The following is an 18,454-nucleotide window of genomic DNA, read 5'->3' as shown; positions in this document are numbered from 1 at the left end:
CGGCATCATCGATCAGAAAACATCAACGCTGCGGCGCTGCGCTAGCGCTGCGCCGCAGCGGACCGAACCATGAACGATTGTTACCTATCCATCCGGTCTGTTTTGTTACCAATCCATCCGCTGGACACAACGCGCATCTCGCTTGCTGTAGGATATTTAGAGATCCAGCTCCCACGTCTCGCCGACCAGATCGGCGCCGAAGCTGTGGTGCCTCTCTTCTTTCACCAGCCTGAATCCCGCGCTCTTGTAGATCCCGCGTGCGGCGACCAGGATGCTCTGCGTCCACAGCGTCATCTTGCTGTAGCCGCGCTCGCGGGCGCCCTGGATGCATTGCTCGACGAGTGCGCGGCCGACGCCGAGGCCGCGCGCCTTCTTCTCCACCTGCAACAGGCGGAGTTTTGCGATCTCGTCCGTGGCCTTGACCAGAAACACCGAGCCGACCGGCTCGCCGCCGGCCTCGGCGATCCAGCAGTGTTCGCGCGCAGCGTCGTAATTCCTGATGAACTGTGCGCAGATCTCGGCGACCAGCGCCTCGTAGCTGATGTCCCAATTGTAGTCCGCGGCATAGGCGGCGCCTTGGCGGGAGATCACCCAGCCCATGTCGCCGACGCGATGGCTGCGGAGCATGACGGCCGCGGGCTGGTTTCGAGGTGGCTCTAGCAAGGCCTCGATGGTCGCCATGGCTTGCGTGAGCCGGGTCGCATCGCCGGGCGAAAGCTGAGCCAGCATTGCGGCGACCTCGTTCTGCGAGCTCTGGTTCAGCTTGGCGAAAGCCTGCCGGCCCTTGGCGGTCAGGCTGAGCTGGTACTGCCTGCGGTCTGCGGGCAGGGGCTTTCGCGTGATCAGCCCCTTCTCGTCGAAACTCTGGACGATGCGGCTGAGATAGCCGGGATCAAGACCGAGCTCGTTTCCGATCTCTTTTGCGGCAAGATCGTCGCGATGGGCGAGCTCGTAGAGCACCCGCGCCTCGCTGAGCGAGAACGGACTCTTGCCGAGGTGCTGGTCGAGCACACCGAGCTTGCGGGTGTAGAAGCGGTTGAAGGCGCGAACCGCCGCGACGTGGTCGTCGGCAGCCTGTTCGGCCACGGCGCTTGATGACGAACCTGTCGATAACATGGGATCACCTCGATATTTGCCATTGTCAATTAATTGATTGACGTTGGCAAGTATCGCTTCAGCCGACCATGACAATCCGGCTGCGCAGCATGGTCCGGGACGACCGGCCGAGCCGCCGGAGCAGCCGCGCCTCGGAATGCCGGGCGTGGGGCGGGTATCCGCCGATCCGGTCGTAATGATCGCGCGCGATCAGCAGCCCTTGATCGCCGAGCGGACCGACGAGCCTGCGCGCCACCGCCCAGAGAACGTCGCGCACTGCGGTATCTGCGTAAGGCGAGCGGGCATAGCGGAACACCGCGGCACGATCCCGGCCGCTGGTGGCGACGGCCTGGATGAACTGGGTGGTTTCCTCGATCCAGCCCGTTTCCAGCACCGCGCCCGCAGGCAGGAACATCAGCCAGGGCGATCGGGCCTGGAGCGCGCCGGCCGCGAGCGCAGCGCCTTGCGAGTGCCCTTCGAAGCCGATGAAACGGCAGCCCGCGACGTCGGCAACGCGCTCGATGACGCCGTTGCGCGTGCCGTCGACCAGAAGCACTTCCCGGATTACGCCGGCTGTGGCGCCGGGCACCAGCGCGGCCAGGGTTGCGACCGCGGTCTGCTCGACACCTTCGGTCGGAATGATGACGCTCAGCATGATTGAGGCTTCAGTTTCCGCACTTCGGGAGAAGCGTAGCGTTGCATGATGTTGTCATAAACCCGTCGCGCTGCCGAGTGCAACTTTCGGAAGGGGCTTCGGCGTGCGATGGTAAACTGCCGCGAGTCATCGCGGCCGAATGTGTCAGGCGCGGGCTGGTAATATTGCCGAATGTTTCGGCACAAGCCGATCCTGACGGTATTAACCGCGAATGCTTCGTGGCGACGTTTCGCTGCCCGGGAGAGACCTTGCATGAACGCCGATCACCTCGCCGTTGGCACCGCGCCAACATCGCCGAAGCAGGAGGCCGCGCCGACCTTGCGGATCCGGGCGCTGATGCTGGGCGACCGCATCAACGCGTCTGGCCTCGAGATCGGCACGCTGGTGTCCTCGACGCCGGCCGCCTTCCGCGTTCATGCCGGCCTTGCCGTGATCTTTCGCTACGGGGTCGTCGTGCTGATCGGGCTGTTGCCGTCGGAGGAGAAGGTCCTCGTCGACAACCTGAAGTCACGCGTGACCGGAGAGTTCAGCCCGCACGAGGAGGAGATCGCGCAGGCGCAGCTCTGCAACGAGGAAGCCGCCGAGACGATCCAGCCGGGCGGGCCGATCTGCCTCGCCAAATTCTCCGACGACCGGCTGCTGCTGGTCGCCGATGCGCTCGCCAAGAGCACGTCGCTGGCGCGCGACGAGCGGCGCGTCGCCGCGGTGTTCGACGTGATCGAGCCGTTTGCACGGGAGCTCGCCGAGCGCGGTCGCACGCCGCAACGGCGCAAGGGCATCCTGCAATTGATCGGCAACGCGCTGCTGGTGCAGCAGCGGGTCGCCGGCCGCGTCGCCGTCGCCGAGAAGCCCGACGTGCTCTGGGAGAAGCCCGAGCTGGACCGGCTCTATTCGCGCCTGGAGGACGAATACGAACTGAAGGAGCGCCTCGACACGCTCGAGCGCAAGCTTGCCGCGGTGTCGGAGACCGCCAACGCGCTGACCGATATCATCGACACCCAGCGCTCGCTCCGCCTGGAGATCGCCGTCGTGGTGCTGATCCTGATCGAGGTCGCGATGGGGACTTTTCAGCTCCTGACCGGCCGCGGTCACTAAGCATGATGAGATCAGGTTTGATTGCTACAACGTAAGCGTGCTCCCTCTCCCGCTTGCGGAGAGGGTGTTTCCCCAACGGGATAACCCCTAGATCAGAGCAGCGCAATGGCGCGCGATCATCATCTCTTCGTTGGTGGGAATGACGAAGACCTCGACCATGCTGCTGCTGCCGTTGATGCGCTCGCGCGCGGCATCGTTGCTTGCGGCGTCGATGCGCACGCCCATCCAGGCGAGACGCTCGCAGATCGCGCCGCGGATGTCCTTGGCATGTTCGCCGATGCCGCCGGTGAAGATCAGGCAGTCCAGACCGCCGAGCGTGGCCGCCATCATCGCGACCTGCTGCGCCGCACGGAAGGTGAAGAGATCCACGGCTTCACGCGCCGCAGCCTCGCGGCTCGCCAGCAGCGTGCGCATGTCCGCAGACAAGCCGGAGACGCCGAAGAGGCCTGACTCGTGATAGAGCAGGTGCTGGACATCCTCGACCGACATGTTCTCGTGCTGTTGCAGATAGAGTAGCACGCCCGGATCGATCGCACCGCAACGCGTGCCCATCACGAGGCCGTCGAGCGGTGTCAGCCCCATCGTGGTGTCGATGCTGCGGCCATCGCGCAAGGCGCAGAGGCTGGCGCCATTGCCGAGATGTGCGATGATTGTGCGCTTGGCGGCGAGCTCCGGCGCGATCTCGGGCAGGCGTCCCGCGACATATTCGAACGAGAGGCCGTGAAAGCCGTAGCGCCTGATCCCACGCGCCTCGAATCGCCGGGGAATGGCGAAGCGGCTCGCCGGCGGCGCCAGGCCGTGGTGGAAGGCGGTGTCGAAACACGCGATCTGCGTCAACTCGGGCCGGATCGCCGCGAGGTTTCGCACCGGCGCGAGGCAGCGCGGCTGGTGCAGCGGCGCCAGCGGCGTCAAGGCCTCCAGTTTCGCAATGATGTCGTCCGTCAGGACCACCGGGCCTGAATAATCCGGACCGCCGTGGACGATGCGATGGCCGACGGCCCGCAGGCTGCGTCCACCGAACCGGCCCTCGATGAAGGCGAGCACGTCCGCGAACAGATGGCCGCCGGCTGCCTCCGGCGCCTGCTTGCTTGTCTCGAACAGGTCTTCGCCTGTAGGGCCCTTCACCACCAGCCGGGGTTTGTCCTCGTGCTCGTCCAGCAGGCCCTTGCAGAGCAGGGCGGGCTCGGCCGCCGCGACATCGAACAGGCCGAACTTGATGCTCGACGATCCCGCGTTGAGGACGAGGACCGTCTCCGACATCGCTAATCGCCGGCCTCGGCCGGCGTGTTGCCGCCGGCGCTGTTTTGCCAGACCCAGTCACGAATCTCAGGCATGTCTTCACCGTGCTCGCGGACATAACGGGAGTGTTCGATCAGTCTGTCGCGGAATTGCTGCTTCACCTGCGCAGCCTTGGTCGCCAGTCCCGGCACGCGTTCGATCGCCTCGATCGCGAGGTGGTAGCGGTCGAGTTCGTTGAGCACGACCATGTCGAAGGGCGTCGTCGTGGTGCCCTCCTCGGCAAAGCCGCGCACATGCATGCCGGCATGGTTGGTGCGGTTATAGGTCAGCCGGTGAATGAGATAGGGATAGCCGTGATAGGCAAAGATGACGGGCTTGTCGCGCGTGAACAGGCTGTCGAAGTCGCGGTCGGACAGGCCGTGCGGATGCTGCTCCCTCGGCTGCAGCGTCATGAGGTCGACGACGTTGACGACGCGGATCTTCAAGTCCGGCAGCGCCTTGCGCAGGAGGTCGACGGCGGCGAGCGTCTCCAGCGTCGGCACGTCTCCGGCGCAGGCCATGACGACGTCGGGCTCGCCCTTTCCGTCCTCCGTTCCCGCCCAGGTCCAGATGCCGATGCCGGCATCGCAATGCGTCGCAGCGTCCTGCATCGACAGCCATTGCGGCGCCGGCTGCTTGCCGGCGACGATCACGTTGATGCGGTTATAGGTGCGCAGGCAGTGGTCGGCGATCCAGAGCAGCGTGTTGGCATCCGGCGGGAAGTAGATGCGGACGATATCGGCCTTCTTGTTGGCGACGAGATCGACGAAACCGGGGTCCTGATGGCTGAAGCCGTTATGGTCCTGGCGCCAGACATGCGAGGTCAGCAGATAATTGAGCGAGGCGATCGGACGCCGCCACGGCAGCTCCCGCGTCACCTTCAGCCATTTGGCGTGCTGGTTGAACATGGAATCCACGATGTGGATGAAGGCCTCGTAGCAGGAGAAGAAGCCGTGCCGTCCCGTGAGCAGATAGCCCTCCAGCCAGCCCTGGCAGAGATGCTCGCTCAGCACCTCCATGACGCGGCCGTCCTGGGCGAGGTGCACGTCGTAAGGCTCGGTGGGCTCCATCCAGACGCGTTCGGTGGCTTCGAACACGGCGTCGAGTCGGTTCGATGCCGTCTCGTCCGGGCCCATGATGCGGAAGTTGCGCGTTTCCGCATTGAGGCGAATGACATCGCGCAGGAATTTGCCGAGCTCGCGCGTCGCTTCCGCAACGACTTCGCCAGGCTGCGGCACGTCCACCGCGAAGCTGCGGAAGTCCGGCAGCTTCAATTCTTTCTTGAGGAGGCCGCCATTGGCGTGCGGGTTGGCGCCCATGCGCCTGTTGCCGTCAGGCGCCAGGGCCTGAAGCTCGGGGACGAGCGCGCCGCTTTCGTCGAACAGCTTCTCGGGTTCATAGCTGCGCAGCCAGTCTTCGAGAATCTTCAGATGCGCCAGGTTTTCACGGCAGCCGGCAACAGGAACCTGATGGGCGCGCCAAAAGCCCTCGACCTTCTTGCCGTCGACCTCCTTCGGGCCGGTCCAGCCCTTGGGGCTGCGCAGCACGATCATCGGCCAGCGCGGCCGCTCGACGGTTGTGCGGCCGTCGCGGGCATGTTGCTGGATCGAGCGGATGCTGGCGAATGCAACGTCGAGCGCATCGGCCATGGCCTGGTGCATCAATTTGGGATCGTCGCCCGTGACGAACAGCGGCTCGTGGCCGAACCCGCGGAAAAGGTCGCGGATCTCCGCGTCCTGCATCCGCCCAAGCACGGTCGGGTTGGCGATCTTGTAGCCGTTGAGATGCAGGATCGGCAGCACCGCCCCGTCATGGGCAGGGTTCAGGAACTTGTTGGAGTGCCAGGACGCAGCGAGCGGGCCGGTCTCGGCCTCGCCGTCGCCGACCACGCAGGCGACGATCAAATCCGGGTTGTCGAATGCGGCGCCATAGGCGTGCACCAGCGCATAGCCGAGCTCGCCGCCTTCGTGAATCGAGCCCGGCGTTTCCGGCGCCGCGTGGCTCGGGATGCCGCCGGGGAAGGAGAACTGCCGAAACAGCTTGCGCAATCCGTCCACGTCGCGCGCAATATCGGGATAGATCTCGCTGTAGCTGCCTTCGAGATAGGTGTTGGCGACCATGCCCGGACCGCCATGGCCGGGACCGCAGACATAGATCACGCTGACATCGAGCGCGCGGATGACGCGGTTGAGGTGGGCATAGATGAAGTTGAGGCCCGGCGTCGTGCCCCAATGTCCGAGCAGACGCGGCTTGATGTGCTCGGGCCGCAGCTGCTCGCGCAGCAGCGGATTGTCGAGCAGGTAAATCTGCCCGACCGAGAGGTAGTTGGCGGCGCGCCAATAGCGATCGAGCAGATCGAGTTCGCTGCTCGCTTCGGCCGTTTTTTGTTGGATTGTCATGTTCCTGCCGACCTTCACTTCGCGATCGTCACCAACCCGGTTCCGGGGCGATCGATCCGTCGGGCATGAAACGGGATGGTCGTGACGGCCGTGTTGCGTGAGGTCAAAGGCAGGCGCGCGAAGTTTGGGCAGCTCTACTGTGCATGGGGTTGTTTTCACGTTTTTGGTTTGTGTTCTTGATTTGTTCCTATGTCGTGCTATCTTGGCTGCATGAGTCCAGCATCCTCTCATGCTCTCAAGCACCCGCCGGTTACGGCGCCCTCCGAGCCGGCGGGTGCGCCTTCAGATTTCCCCGAGCTTGGCGTCGCCATCGACCGCGCGCGACGGCGAGGGCGGGGCGCGCAGTCCAACGCCAGCGGCCGTTACGAGGCCGAGGCGCGCGTCGCTTTCGACGACGGCTGGCAGAGCCTGGACGAGCTGCCGCCGTTCAAGACGAGCGTCGCTATCGACACCTCGCGCAAGGTGATCACACGCAACGATTCCCCCGACATCGGTTTCGACCGCTCGATCAATCCCTATCGCGGCTGCGAGCACGGCTGCGTCTATTGCTTCGCGCGGCCGACCCACGCCTATCTCGGCCTGTCGCCGGGGCTCGACTTCGAGTCGAAACTGTTCGTGAAGCCCGAGGCGCCTTCGCTGCTCGAGAAGGAGCTTGCGGCTCCCGGCTACGAGCCGCGGATGATCGCGATCGGCACCAACACCGATCCCTACCAGCCGATCGAGCGCGAGCGCAAAATCATGCGCGGCATTTTGGAAGTGCTGGAGCGAGCAGGGCATCCCGTCGGCATCGTCACCAAGTCGGCGCTGGTGCTGCGCGACATCGACATTCTCCAGCGGATGGCCAAGCGCAACCTCGCCAAGGTCGCGATCTCGGTCACCTCGCTCGATCCGAAGCTGGCGCGCACCATGGAGCCGCGCGCCTCGACACCGCCGAAGCGGCTGGAGGCGCTGAAGCAGCTCTCGGAGGCCGGCATTCCCACCACGGTGATGGTCGCGCCCGTGATCCCCGCGCTGAACGATTCCGAGATCGAGCGCATCCTCGACGCCGCCGCCCATGCGGGCGTCAAGGAAGCCGCCTATGTGCTGCTGCGGCTGCCGCTGGAGGTGCGCGATCTCTTCCGCGAATGGCTGATGGCGAACTATCCGGACCGCTATCGCCACGTCTTCACCCTGATCCGAGACATGCGCGGCGGGCGCGACTACGACGCCAAATGGGGCGAGCGGATGAAGGGCACCGGACCGATGGCCTGGACCATCGGCCGCCGCTTCGAGATCGCCTGCGAGAGGCTCGGCCTCAACAAGCGGCGCTCCAAGCTGACCATTGATCACTTTGCGCGGCCGAAGCGGAACGGTGATCAGCTCAGCCTGTTTTGAGCGGACACGTGCAAGAGGTGTCGCATGCTCAAGGAACTCACCGTGCCGGTGCCGCGGCTGACCGTCATCACGCTCGGTGTGAACGACATCCGCGCCAGCATCGCCTTCTACGACGCGCTCGGTTTCTCGCGCCGGCTGAAGGGGACCGGCGAGGCGGTTGCGTTCTACGACACCGGCGGCCCGGTGCTCGCGCTTTATCACTGGGATCGCCTCGCGGCGGACGCGTCCTTGGAGGACCAGCCGAGGCCCACGACCTTTCGCGGCATGACGCTTGCCTGGAATTGCGTGACCCGCGAGGAGGTCGACGAGGTGCTGGCCTTCGCCGTCGAGAAGGGGGCCACCTTGCTGAAGGCGGCGCACGCGACCGATTACGGCGGCTATTGCGGCTATTTTGCCGATCCCGATGCACATGTCTGGGAAGTCGTGGTCGCACCCGGCATCGAGCTGGGCGAGGACCGGCGGGTGCATCTGGCGGAGTAGGGTGGGCGGCCTGAATAACGGGAATATCCTGGGTTCCCGGTTGCGCTGGCGAAGCCCCCTGGCGCACGATCCCGGCCATGATTCGGGACCCCTCCGCTAAGACCCCAGCCAAAGCCGCGCCGAAGAACAAGGCTGCGCCGAAGGCTGTGCCCGCCAAGGCGGCAAAGATATCTGCGGCCGATGTTGCGAAGGTTCCTGCCGGTAGGAAAGGCATCATTGCCGTTGCTGCCCCCAACTTCCGCCGCGAGCGCGCGCTGATCAAGCGCGGCGTCTGGCCGGTCGCGGGCTGCGACGAGGCGGGCCGCGGCCCGCTAGCCGGCCCTGTAGTGGCGGCGGCCGTGATTCTCGATCCCGACCGGATTCCCCGCGGCATCGACGATTCCAAGCGCCTGACCGCCGAGGAGCGCGAAAAGCTGTTCGACAAGATCTGCGCCACCGCGCAGGTCTCGGTCGCCGTCGCCTCGCCGGCGCGAATCGACCGCGACAATATCCTGCGCGCCTCGCTGTGGGCGCTGAAGCGCGCCGTGGTGGCCCTGCCCGAGGCGCCCAGGCACGTCTTCGTCGACGGCCGCGACCGGCTCGACACCGCATGCGACTGCGAGGCCGTGATCGGCGGCGACGGTATCGTGCTGTCGATCGCCGCGGCCTCCATCGTCGCCAAGGTCACCCGGGACCGGCTGATGTGCGCGCTGGCGCAGGACTGCCCGGGCTACGGCTTCGAGCAGCACAAGGGCTACGCCGTCCCCGAGCATCTCGACGCGCTCGATCGTCTCGGCCCCTCCATCCACCACCGCAGCTTCTTCGCCCCCGTCGCCGCCGCCCGCGCCAAGCACATGCCCTGGACCGTCGAGCCGGTGCAGGACCTGTTCTCGGTGACCGAGATCGAGGTGCAGGTGGAGGCGAGCGTCGAGATCGACGCTTCCGTAAATCTCTAGCGATCCTCCTACAGTTTTCCCATCCGTCATGGCCGGGCTTGACCCGGCCATCCACGTCTTACCAGCGGCACGAAGAACGTGGATGCGCGGGCCTTCGCCGCGCCGAAGCGGCTTCGGCCGCGCAGGCGGGACAAGCCCGGGCATGACGAACTGCGGCGGTTGCCACAACCCGTGACGCCCTTTATCAAAACAGACGTGAGCAAATGGGGCCGGCTGGACGGGTTGGCTGCACCTTCGGACGTTGCATGCGGTTTACCTCCCTGGTCATCGAGCTCATTCGCGCCCGGCCGCGGCTGATCGTTTGGATTGCGGTGCTGCTGCAGGCCGCGATGTGGCTGTTCGTGGCGCTGGTGTTCTACCGCAGCCCGCCCGGCAATCTCGCGATCCTTCTGGCCTTCGGCAGGGAATACCAGGTCGGCACCGATCTCGGCCCGCCGCTTGCCATCTGGCTCGCCGACATCGCCTATCGCGCCGCCGGCGGCCACATGCTCGGCGTCTATGTGCTCGCCCAGCTCTGCGAGATCGCGACCTTCATCGCGCTCTATCATCTTTCCCGTGCCGTGGTCGGCTCGCAGCAGGCGGTGCTCGCCGTGCTCCTGACCATGACGGTGTTGGCCTTCTCCTCCTCGGCGCTGGACTTCGGCCCGCTGATCCTGGCGCGGCCGCTCTGGGCGCTCTTGCTGCTGCACTCCTGGCAGATCATCGGCCAGCGCCGCGGCAATGCCTGGTTCGCCTGGTCGATCGAAGCCGGCCTCCTGCTGCTGACGACGCCCGCCGCGGTCTTCCTGCTGCTGCTGATCGTCGTCTTCGCGGTTACGACCGCCGGCGGCCGCCGGACGCTGCGCGGGCTCGATCCGCTGTTCGCGCTGATCGTCGTCGCCGTGCTGGCGCTGCCCTATGCGGTCTTTCTGATGCGGGCCGAGACGCTGACGCTGCCGGACTTGCCGCCAGTCGCCGAGCTCAACGCCCGCGCGCTGCATGCGGCCTGGCTGCTCGGTGGCCTCGTGCTGGGGGCGGCTGCGATCCCGGCGCTGACCTTTCTCAACACCGGAATGTTCGCCGGCAAGGGCGAGGAGCCACCGATCATCTACCGCCCGCCGGTCGAGCCGCTCGCGCGCAACTTCGTCTATTTCTTCGCGTTCGCTCTGCCGCTCGGCGCAGTGCTGATCTCCGGCCTGCTGGGGCTCGATTCCGTCGTCGGCGGCCCCGGCGTCGTGCTGATCATGTCGGGGCTTGCCGTGGTCGTCGCGGCCGGCGATCTCATTGCGATGCGCCGCGCGCGCATGCTCCGCATGGTCTGGGCCGCCGCCGTTGCCGCGCCCGCCGCCGGCGTGGTGCTCGCCGTCCTGTTCCTGCCCTGGACGGGCACCAGCGAAATTGCGACCTCGATGCCGGCGCGCGCGATCTCGGACTTCTTCGACGAGAGCTTCGCCCGCCGCACCAACCATCGCCTGCGCGCCGTCGCCGGCGAGACCCAGCTCGCCAGCCTGATCGCGCTCCATTCCGGCCGGCCACATCTGTTCATCGACGCCGCCCCCGGGCGGACGCCGTGGATGAGCCAGACCAAGTTCGGCGAGACCGGCGGCGTCGTGGTCTGGCGCGCCTCCGATACCGCCGGCACCCCGCCGCCGGAGATCCTCCAGCGCTTCCCCGGCATCGTGCCGGAAGTGCCGCGCGCCTTCGAATGGCTGGTGACCGGCCGCCAGCAGCTCCTGCGCATCGGCTGGGCCATCGTGCGGCCGAAGGGGACGTAGGTCGGTGTCATTCCGGGGCGGGGCGAAGCCGCGAGCCCGGAATCCATTCATCCACCAACTCTGCCGCTCGATGGATTCCGGGCTCTCGCTTCGCGATCCCCGGAATGACGGCGTGGGTGTGGTTACACCGCGCCTTGCGTCAGCACCTTCGCGATCGCCCGCAGATCCTGCCAGGCCAGCCGCTTGTAAGCCGGCGAGCGCAAGAGGTAGGCCGGGTGAAACGTCGGCAGCGCGCGGATCACCCGCTGGCCGGTGTCGTAGTCGAACCAGCGCCCGCGCGTGCGCATGATGCCTTCGCGCGTCGACAGCAGCGTCTGTGTCGAAGGATTGCCAAGCGTCACCAGCACGTCGGGGTTCACCAATTCGATCTGGCGCTGGATGAAGGGCAGGCAGATTTGCGTCTCCTGCGGCGTCGGCGTGCGGTTGCCGGGCGGCCGCCAGGGAATGACGTTGGCGATGTAGGCGGTGGTACGGTTGAGGCCGATGGCCCCTAACATCAGATCGAGCAGCTTGCCGCTGCGCCCGACGAAAGGCAGTCCCTCGATGTCCTCGTCGCGGCCCGGCGCCTCGCCGACGAACATGATGCGCGCCTGCGGGTTGCCGTCGGCAAACACCAGCCGCGTCGCGGTGTGCTTCAACGCGCAGCCCTCGAAATTCTGCATCAGCTCGCGCAGCGCCTCCAGGGTCGGCGCGGTGCGCGCGGCCTCGCGTGCCGAGGCGATGGCGACGTCCGGTGCAGGCGCGGCTTCGCCGCGCATGACCGCGGGCGCTGCGACCGGCCGCGGCGCTTCGGCTGGCGGGGCCGCGCGCGGGCTGGGTGGCGGCGCATCGATTTCCGCCAGGCGGTCTATCGGTTCCTCCGCGAGCGTGCAGTCGACACCGGCCTCCAGATAGAAGGCGAGCAGCTCTCGGACGGTGGGTGCGGGTTCGGGGATCATGGGAAAGTCTGACTTTTATAGCATAGCGTTTTCAAGCGAAGTGGACACCGGTTCGCGTGAAGAAAACGCGTCAAAAAATGATCAGGACCTTCCCGGTTCTGGCGTACCAGAACCGGGGAGGTCCTGCTTGGACGGCCTTGCATCCCGGCGGAACGCGATTCCGAGGTTGTCCTACCCGGAAAAATCGGAAACAAGAGGGCGCAAACGACCAAGGACCGTCTCAAGGGCTGAGATCAGATGAGCACCGAAGAACTTCCCCCGCGCGAATCCATGGAATTCGACGTCGTCATCGTCGGCGCCGGCCCGTCGGGTCTGTCGGCCGCGATCCGGCTCAAGCAGCTCAACGCCGAGCTCAACGTCGTCGTGGTGGAGAAGGGCTCCGAGGTTGGTGCGCACATCCTCTCGGGCGCCGTGATCGATCCCGCGGGCCTCGACAAGCTGATCCCGGACTGGCGCGAGGATGCCGATTGCCCGCTGAAGACGCAGGTCAAGGACGACCGCTTCTACTGGATGACCGGCGGCGGCGCGATCAAGCTGCCGGGCTTCATCATGCCGCCGCTGATGCACAATCATCACTGCTACATCGGCTCGCTCGGCAATGTCTGCCGCTGGCTGGCGCGCAAGGCCGAGGCGCTTGGCGTCGAGATCTATCCGGGCTTTGCGGCGGCCGAGGTGCTCTATGACGAGGAGGGCAAGGTCAAGGGCATCGCCACCGGCGACATGGGCATCGGCCGTGACGGCAAGCCAAAGGATTCCTTCACCCGCGGCATGGAATTGCTCGGCAAGTACACGCTGTTCGCCGAAGGCGCCCGCGGCAGCCTGACCAAGCAGCTCATCAACAAGTTCGCGCTCGACGCCAAGAGCGAGCCGCCGAAGTTCGGCATCGGCCTCAAGGAGGTCTGGCAGATCGATCCCGCCAAGCACCAGAAGGGCTTGATCCAGCATTCATTCGGCTGGCCGCTTGACCTCAAGACCGGTGGCGGCTCGTTCCTTTATCACTACGACGACAATCTCGTCGCCGTCGGCTTCGTCGTGCATCTGAACTACGACGATCCCTATCTGTCCCCATTCGACGAATTCCAGCGCTTCAAGACCCATCCCTCGATCCGCGGCACCTTCGAAGGCGCCAAGCGGCTCGCCTACGGCGCGCGCGCGATCACCGAGGGCGGCTATCAGTCGGTGCCGAAGCTGAGCTTCCCCGGCGGCGCGCTGATCGGCTGCGCGGCCGGCTTCGTCAACGTGCCGCGCATCAAGGGCGTGCACAATGCGATGGGCACCGGCATGCTGGCTGCCGAACATGTTGCGGCCGCGCTCGCCGCCGACCGCGCCAATGACGAGCTCGTCGAATACGAGAACGCCTGGCGTTCCTCATCGGTCGGCAAGGACCTGTTCCTGGTCCGCAACGTCAAGCCATTGTGGTCGAAGTTCGGCACCGTGCTCGGCGTCGCGCTGGGCGGCTTCGACATGTGGTGCAATACGCTGTTCGGCGCCTCACTGTTTGGCACGCAGTCGCACGTCAAGCCCGACCGCGCCACGCTCGATTCGGCCAAGAGCCACGCGCCCAGGAACTACCCGAAGCCCGACGGCAAGATCACGTTCGACAAGCTGTCCTCGGTGTTTTTGTCCAACACCAATCACGAGGAGGACCAGCCGATCCATCTGAAGGTCACGGACATGAACCTCCAGAAGACGTCCGAGCACGACGTCTATGCCGGCCCCTCGAACCGCTATTGCCCGGCTGGCGTCTATGAATGGATCGAGGAGGGCTCCGGCCCGCGCTTCCAGATCAACGCCCAGAACTGCGTTCACTGCAAGACCTGTGACGTGAAGGATCCCAACGGCAACATCACCTGGGTTCCCCCGGAGGGCGGCGGCGGCCCGAACTACGAGGCGATGTGAGGACATCGCAGGTGACCAGGCGCACGTTCCCGTGAGGACGGGGCTGCGGCGACCCGCCGCGGCCACGATAAGGCCATAGTGGCGGCGTCTTGGGGCGCTGGCGCGGTTTCAATGGGCCGGTTTGGGCGTGCGGAGGGGATCTTCCCGGGTCCGAATCCTTGCGGCGAAGCGCCAAAAGCGGCATTGTCGGCCTGACGGTTCCGGGCCCGGATGTCACCGGCCGCGTTCGCTTGCGATACGGTCTTCTGCTGCAAACCCAGGCACCACCCAACTCAAGGCGAGCCCTGATGTTTTCAAATCGTTTCAACCGCTGGACTGCTGCCGCCATCGCCCTCATGGGCACCGCGATCGCGACGGTCCCCGGCGCGGTCCTGGCGCAGACGCCGGATCATCCGGAAAACACGGCGGCGCAATTTCCGACGCGAAACGATCTGAAGTCGCTCACCGGCGCCGGCAGCTATCTCGCCGCCCGCCATGCTAGCGTTGAGCGCGACGCGACCTCGGCCGCCGCATTCTACCGTTCGGCGCTCCGCACCGATCCCAAGAACAACGAGCTGCTCGACCGTGCCTTCATCTCGTCGGTCGCCGACGGCGACATCGAGGAGGCGGTCAAGCTCGCCGAGCGCATCCTCACCATCGACAAGACCAACCGCGTCGCCCGTCTCGTCGTCGGCGTGCACGATCTCAAGCTGAAGAAGTACGTCGCGGCGCAGACCAACATCAACCAGTCGATCCGTGGTCCGATCACCGATCTCGTCGCCACGCTGCTGTCGGGCTGGGCCGCCTATGGTGCGGGCGATGCCAAGGGTGGTGTCGCCACCATCGACAAGCTGACAGGTCCGGAATGGTATCCGCTGTTCAAGGATCTCCACACCGGCATGATCCTGGAGCTCTCCGGCAAGGAGAAGGACGCCGGCACGCGCTTCGAGCGCGCCTACAAGCTCGACGATTCCATGCTGCGCGTGACCGAGGCCTATGCGCGCTGGCTGTCGCGCAACAAGGATTCCGCCGCGGCCACCAATGTCTATCAGGCCTTCGACAAGAAGCTCGCACGCCATCCGCTGATCCAGGAAGGCCTGCGCGAGACCAAGGCCGGCAAGAAGATGCCGCCGTTGGTCGATTCCGCGCAGGCCGGCGCCGCCGAAGCGCTCTACGGCATCGGCGCGACGCTGACCCGCCGCGGTGGCGAGGATCTGGCGCTGGTCTATCTCCAGCTCTCGCTCTACCTGCAGCCGACGCATCCGCTGGCACTGCTGTCGCTCGCCGATCTCTACGAATCAGTCAAGCGGCCGAAGATGGCGATCAAGGTCTACGAGCGCGTCCCCGCCAACTCGCCGCTCAAGCGCAACGCGCAGATTCAGCTCGCCATCGATCTCGATTCCGCCGACCGCACCGACGAGGCGATTAAGATCCTCAAGGGCGTCACCTCGGAGGATCCCAAGGACCTCGAAGCCATCATGGCGCTCGGCAACATCGAGCGCGGCCGCAAGCGGTTCGGCGATTGCGGCGCGACCTATTCACGAGGCATCGAGGTGCTGCCGCCCGGCAACGACAAGGCCAACAGCGTCTGGTACTATTATCGCGGCATCTGCCAGGAGCGCTCCAAGCAATGGGCCAAGGCCGAGGCCGACATGAAGAAGGCGCTGGAGCTGCAGCCCGATCAGCCGCACGTCCTCAACTATCTCGGCTATTCCTGGATCGACCAGGGCGTGAATCTCGACGAAGGCATGAAGATGATCAAGCGGGCCGTCGAGCAGCGTCCCGACGACGGCTACATCGTCGATTCCCTCGGCTGGGCCTATTACCGCATCGGCAATTTCGAGGAGGCAGTGAAGAACCTCGAACGCGCGATCGATCTCAAGCCCGAGGATCCGACCATCAACGACCACCTCGGCGACGCCTATTGGCGCGTCGGCCGCACGCTGGAGGCAAAATTCCAGTGGTCGCATGCGCGCGATCTCAAGCCCGAGCCGGAAGAGCTGCCGAAGATCGAGGCCAAGATCGCCAACGGCCTTCCCGACGACAATTCGAACTCTTCTGCGGCGCAGGCCGAAAAGAAGAAGGACGACGGCAGGGGCGGCTAAGCTAGGCGCATGATCCGGAAAAGTGTGGAGCGGTTTTCCGATCAGATCATGCGCAAACAAGTGAGTCTTGGGGGCTGATCGCCAATGTCGGCGTTGATTGAAGAGGGACGGGCGAAGGTCAATTTGAGCCTTCGCGTCGTCGGCCGTCGTGCCGATGGTTATCATGATCTCGAAAGCGTGGTCGCGTTTGCCGACTGCGCCGACCGGCTCACCTTGGAGCCGGGCGGGGAGCTGAAGCTCACCACGACTGGGCCGCTGGCTGCCGCCTGCGGCCACACAGCCGACAATCTCGTGCTCAAGGCCGCCAAGCTCCTTGCCGAGGCGATCCCTGGCCTGCAGCTGGGCGCCTTCGCGCTCGACAAGGTGCTCCCTGTTGCAGCCGGCATCGGCGGCGGCTCGGCGGATGCCGCGGCCGCGCTGCGGCTCCTGGCGCGTCTCAACGATCTGTCGCTCGATGATCCCCGCATTCAGAAGGTCGCGCTCGCAACCGGCGCCGACGTGCCGGTGTGCCTCCTCTCGCGCGCCTGCGACATGACCGGCGTCGGCGAGCAGCTGCTGCCGCTCGCGCTGCCGAGCATGCCTTGCGTCATGGTCAATCCGCGTGTGCCTGTCGCCACCAAGGACGTGTTCCAGGCGCTGGGCCTGCGCAACGGCGAGCTCCTGGTCGGCGTCACCGACGTCATCCGCGCACCGGCCTGGCCCGGCGAAGGCGGCTCGATTTCCGATTGGGTCGAGGTTCTCGACACGGTCGCCAACGATCTCGAAGCACCCGCGCTGCGGATCGAGCCTGTGATCGGCGAGGTGCTGGACGCCTTGCGCGATTCCGCCGGCGTCAAGCTCGCCCGCATGTCCGGCTCGGGCGCGACGTGCTTTGCGATCTACGGCGCATCTGAGGAGGCACATGCCGCGGCCGAAACGATCCGGCGCGATCACCCCGCCTGGTGGGTGCATGCGGGCACGTTGAGCTAGCCTTCGTCCTCGTTGAGCTCGAGAAACCGCCGGATCTCACCCAACACCTCCTGCGGCTTGTCGTGCTGCAGCCAGTGTCCCGCCCCGGCAATAGTCTTAACGCGCGCGTTCTGGAAGTATCGCTCCAGGCCGGCGGAGCGAGCGCCCGCTAGAAAGCTTTCGCCGGCATTGAGCAGCAGCGTCGGGCACGTGATCCGCGACCACAGCTCGATGTGATCGTCGGGCCAGAGCCGATGTGGCGCGGAGGCGCGCTGATAGGGATCGAATTTCCAGCTGTAGCTGCCGTCCTCGTTCTGCCGCGCGCCATGCCTGGCGAGATGCAGCGCGAGGTCCCGTGACAGGCGCTTGTTGTGAAGCACCATCTGCGCGGCCGCGTCCTCGAGGCTCGGATAGCGGCGCGGGGTGCGGTCGTGGAGCTTGTCGAGCTGGCCAACCCATCTGCCGATGCGCTCATGCGCCGGCGGCTTCGGTGTGTCCGGCAACATGGTCACGCCGTCGAGGACGACGAGCCTCGTGACCTGTTCCGGGAATGCGCCCGAAAAGATCAGGCTCACCATGCCGCCCATCGAATGGCCGATCAGGGTGACCTGAGGCGCTGCGATGCTGCGAACCAGCTGCGCGAGATCGTACACGTATTCTGTCAGCGCGTAGCTGCCGCCTCTCGTCCAGTCGGAATCGCCGTGACCACGCAGGTCGGGCGCGACGACGCGAAAATGCGGTTGCAGCGAGCGCGCGATGTGATCCCAGCTGCGGCAATGATCGCGGCCGCCGTGCACCAGGATGGCGACCGGTGCACCCTCGTTGCCCCAGTCGGCGTAGTGCAGCCGCAGGCCGTGCGATTCATAGAAGCGGCTTTGCGGGGCGCTAGCCATTGGCCGGCCGCCGCGCCAGGGCGAGCGAGAGGCCGAGGCCCGCGATGAAGACGCCGGAGCCCTGCGTGAGGCGACGCATCAGAAGCGGCCGTCCGGTCAGCTGCGCGCGCGTCGCGGAGGCCATCAGCACCACCACGACATCGGCGAGCGTGTTCAGGGCCACGGAGATCGCACCCAGCAGGATGAATTGCAGCGTCGGGTTCGAGTCCGACGGATCGAGAAACTGTGGAATGAAGGCGAGGAAGAATGCCGCGGTCTTCGGATTGAGCGCTTCGACCAGCACGCCGTCGCGAAACGCGCGCTGGTCGCCGATCGGCTCGCTCCCGAGCGACAGGTTGTTGCCGGCGCTGCGAAACGTCTTGATGCCGAGCCAGACCAGATAGAGCGCGCCGACAAACTTCACGGCGGCAAACAGCTCCGCGCTGGCCAAGATGATGGCGGAGATGCCGAGGCTGCCCGCGACCACATGAACCAGTCCGCCCAGCGCCGTGCCCGCGGTCGAGGCGAAGCCGCTGCCACGCCCCTCCGACAAGGTTCGCGCCGCGACGTAAAAAATGCCAGGGCCGGGAACGGCGGCAATGAGGAGAGCTGCGGCCAGGAACAGCCAGAAATTCGTTTCGATCATGC

Annotated in this window: 15 protein-coding genes; 8 read left to right on the top strand and 7 right to left on the bottom strand. The window is 65.8% G+C overall.

Annotated features, from left to right (window positions below; translation table 11 throughout):
• Positions 1-156 precede the first annotated feature (156 nt).
• Both I6F17_RS26590 and I6F17_RS26585 read right to left on the bottom strand, forming a co-directional pair.
• Entirely contained in the window at positions 157-1,116 is a 960-nt protein-coding gene (locus tag I6F17_RS26590) for a helix-turn-helix domain-containing GNAT family N-acetyltransferase (RefSeq protein ID WP_225131970.1), read from the bottom strand.
• Between the two features lie 58 nt (positions 1,117-1,174).
• On the bottom strand, positions 1,175-1,750 hold the full coding sequence (locus I6F17_RS26585; RefSeq protein ID WP_225131969.1) for a glycosyl transferase: 576 nt from the start codon (positions 1,748-1,750) through the stop codon (positions 1,175-1,177).
• Positions 1,751-2,002: 252 nt separating this feature from the next.
• Between I6F17_RS26585 and I6F17_RS26580 the strand changes: the two genes are divergently transcribed.
• Entirely contained in the window at positions 2,003-2,845 is an 843-nt protein-coding gene (locus tag I6F17_RS26580) for an RMD1 family protein (RefSeq protein ID WP_225131968.1), read from the top strand.
• Between the two features lie 87 nt (positions 2,846-2,932).
• Here the strand turns inward: I6F17_RS26580 and I6F17_RS26575 are convergent, their stop codons facing one another.
• A complete protein-coding gene (locus I6F17_RS26575) occupies positions 2,933-4,105 on the bottom strand; it encodes an acetate/propionate family kinase (RefSeq protein WP_225131967.1) in 1,173 nt (390 codons plus the stop codon).
• A gap of 2 nt (positions 4,106-4,107) precedes the next feature.
• Positions 4,108-6,522 carry a phosphoketolase family protein gene (locus tag I6F17_RS26570; RefSeq protein ID WP_225131966.1) on the bottom strand — a complete coding sequence of 805 codons (2,415 nt, stop codon included), beginning with the start codon at positions 6,520-6,522 and terminating at the stop codon, positions 4,108-4,110.
• Between the two features lie 210 nt (positions 6,523-6,732).
• Here I6F17_RS26570 and I6F17_RS26565 point away from each other — a divergent pair, with 210 nt between their 5' ends.
• The 4 genes from I6F17_RS26565 to I6F17_RS26550 all read left to right on the top strand — a co-directional run bounded on the left by I6F17_RS26565 (position 6,733) and on the right by I6F17_RS26550 (position 11,065).
• Positions 6,733-7,896 (top strand): PA0069 family radical SAM protein, encoded by a 1,164-nt coding sequence (locus I6F17_RS26565; protein ID WP_225131965.1) that lies wholly within the window; start codon positions 6,733-6,735, stop codon positions 7,894-7,896.
• Positions 7,897-7,920: 24 nt separating this feature from the next.
• Positions 7,921-8,376, top strand: coding sequence for a VOC family protein (locus tag I6F17_RS26560; RefSeq protein WP_225131964.1), 456 nt, complete (start codon positions 7,921-7,923; stop codon positions 8,374-8,376).
• A gap of 77 nt (positions 8,377-8,453) precedes the next feature.
• Complete coding sequence (locus I6F17_RS26555; protein WP_225131963.1) at positions 8,454-9,311, top strand: ribonuclease HII; 858 nt, start codon at positions 8,454-8,456, stop codon at positions 9,309-9,311.
• A 245-nt stretch (positions 9,312-9,556) separates the two neighbouring features.
• Positions 9,557-11,065, top strand: a complete 1,509-nt coding sequence (locus I6F17_RS26550) for a glycosyltransferase family 39 protein (RefSeq protein ID WP_225131962.1) — start codon at positions 9,557-9,559, stop codon at positions 11,063-11,065.
• A 122-nt stretch (positions 11,066-11,187) separates the two neighbouring features.
• Here I6F17_RS26550 and I6F17_RS26545 read toward each other — a convergent pair whose 3' ends face one another.
• The gene (locus tag I6F17_RS26545; RefSeq protein ID WP_036037272.1) at positions 11,188-12,003 is read right to left on the bottom strand and encodes a uracil-DNA glycosylase; all 816 of its coding nucleotides are present in this window, start codon (positions 12,001-12,003) and stop codon (positions 11,188-11,190) included.
• Between the two features lie 237 nt (positions 12,004-12,240).
• On the opposite strand from I6F17_RS26545, the gene I6F17_RS26540 reads away from it, so the two are divergent.
• The 3 genes from I6F17_RS26540 to I6F17_RS26530 all read left to right on the top strand — a co-directional run bounded on the left by I6F17_RS26540 (position 12,241) and on the right by I6F17_RS26530 (position 16,955).
• Positions 12,241-13,902, top strand: a complete 1,662-nt coding sequence (locus tag I6F17_RS26540) for an electron transfer flavoprotein-ubiquinone oxidoreductase (RefSeq protein WP_225131961.1) — start codon at positions 12,241-12,243, stop codon at positions 13,900-13,902.
• Positions 13,903-14,189: 287 nt separating this feature from the next.
• Positions 14,190-15,986 (top strand): tetratricopeptide repeat protein, encoded by a 1,797-nt coding sequence (locus I6F17_RS26535; protein ID WP_225131960.1) that lies wholly within the window; start codon positions 14,190-14,192, stop codon positions 15,984-15,986.
• Positions 15,987-16,070: 84 nt separating this feature from the next.
• Positions 16,071-16,955: a 4-(cytidine 5'-diphospho)-2-C-methyl-D-erythritol kinase gene (locus tag I6F17_RS26530; protein WP_225131959.1), complete on the top strand. Its 885-nt coding sequence runs from the start codon at positions 16,071-16,073 to the stop codon at positions 16,953-16,955.
• Here the strand turns inward: I6F17_RS26530 and I6F17_RS26525 are convergent.
• Both I6F17_RS26525 and I6F17_RS26520 read right to left on the bottom strand, forming a co-directional pair.
• Positions 16,952-17,827, bottom strand: coding sequence for an alpha/beta hydrolase (locus I6F17_RS26525; protein WP_225131958.1), 876 nt, complete (start codon positions 17,825-17,827; stop codon positions 16,952-16,954). The genes I6F17_RS26530 and I6F17_RS26525 overlap by 4 nt on opposite strands.
• A complete protein-coding gene (locus tag I6F17_RS26520) occupies positions 17,820-18,452 on the bottom strand; it encodes a LysE family translocator (protein ID WP_036037282.1) in 633 nt (210 codons plus the stop codon). Before I6F17_RS26520 ends, I6F17_RS26525 begins: the two co-directional genes overlap by 8 nt.
• Positions 18,453-18,454 lie beyond the last annotated feature (2 nt).

Source organism: Bradyrhizobium sp. NBAIM18 (assembly GCF_020193825.1).
Taxonomy (GTDB): domain Bacteria; phylum Pseudomonadota; class Alphaproteobacteria; order Rhizobiales; family Xanthobacteraceae; genus Bradyrhizobium; species Bradyrhizobium yuanmingense.
This window is presented reverse-complemented; position numbering and strand designations above follow the sequence as displayed.

What these genes read in the sequence shown, in the direction of transcription:
- I6F17_RS26590 (WP_225131970.1), bottom strand. Translation starts at nt 1,116, where the DNA reads ATGTTATCGACAGGTTCGTCATCAAGCGCCGTGGCCGAACAGGCTGCC.
- I6F17_RS26585 (WP_225131969.1), bottom strand. Translation starts at nt 1,750, where the DNA reads ATGCTGAGCGTCATCATTCCGACCGAAGGTGTCGAGCAGACCGCGGTC.
- I6F17_RS26580 (WP_225131968.1), top strand. Translation starts at nt 2,003, where the DNA reads ATGAACGCCGATCACCTCGCCGTTGGCACCGCGCCAACATCGCCGAAG.
- I6F17_RS26575 (WP_225131967.1), bottom strand. Translation starts at nt 4,105, where the DNA reads ATGTCGGAGACGGTCCTCGTCCTCAACGCGGGATCGTCGAGCATCAAG.
- I6F17_RS26570 (WP_225131966.1), bottom strand. Translation starts at nt 6,522, where the DNA reads ATGACAATCCAACAAAAAACGGCCGAAGCGAGCAGCGAACTCGATCTG.
- I6F17_RS26565 (WP_225131965.1), top strand. Translation starts at nt 6,733, where the DNA reads ATGAGTCCAGCATCCTCTCATGCTCTCAAGCACCCGCCGGTTACGGCG.
- I6F17_RS26560 (WP_225131964.1), top strand. Translation starts at nt 7,921, where the DNA reads ATGCTCAAGGAACTCACCGTGCCGGTGCCGCGGCTGACCGTCATCACG.
- I6F17_RS26555 (WP_225131963.1), top strand. Translation starts at nt 8,454, where the DNA reads ATGATTCGGGACCCCTCCGCTAAGACCCCAGCCAAAGCCGCGCCGAAG.
- I6F17_RS26550 (WP_225131962.1), top strand. Translation starts at nt 9,557, where the DNA reads ATGCGGTTTACCTCCCTGGTCATCGAGCTCATTCGCGCCCGGCCGCGG.
- I6F17_RS26545 (WP_036037272.1), bottom strand. Translation starts at nt 12,003, where the DNA reads ATGATCCCCGAACCCGCACCCACCGTCCGAGAGCTGCTCGCCTTCTAT.
- I6F17_RS26540 (WP_225131961.1), top strand. Translation starts at nt 12,241, where the DNA reads ATGAGCACCGAAGAACTTCCCCCGCGCGAATCCATGGAATTCGACGTC.
- I6F17_RS26535 (WP_225131960.1), top strand. Translation starts at nt 14,190, where the DNA reads ATGTTTTCAAATCGTTTCAACCGCTGGACTGCTGCCGCCATCGCCCTC.
- I6F17_RS26530 (WP_225131959.1), top strand. Translation starts at nt 16,071, where the DNA reads ATGTCGGCGTTGATTGAAGAGGGACGGGCGAAGGTCAATTTGAGCCTT.
- I6F17_RS26525 (WP_225131958.1), bottom strand. Translation starts at nt 17,827, where the DNA reads ATGGCTAGCGCCCCGCAAAGCCGCTTCTATGAATCGCACGGCCTGCGG.
- I6F17_RS26520 (WP_036037282.1), bottom strand. Translation starts at nt 18,452, where the DNA reads ATGATCGAAACGAATTTCTGGCTGTTCCTGGCCGCAGCTCTCCTCATT.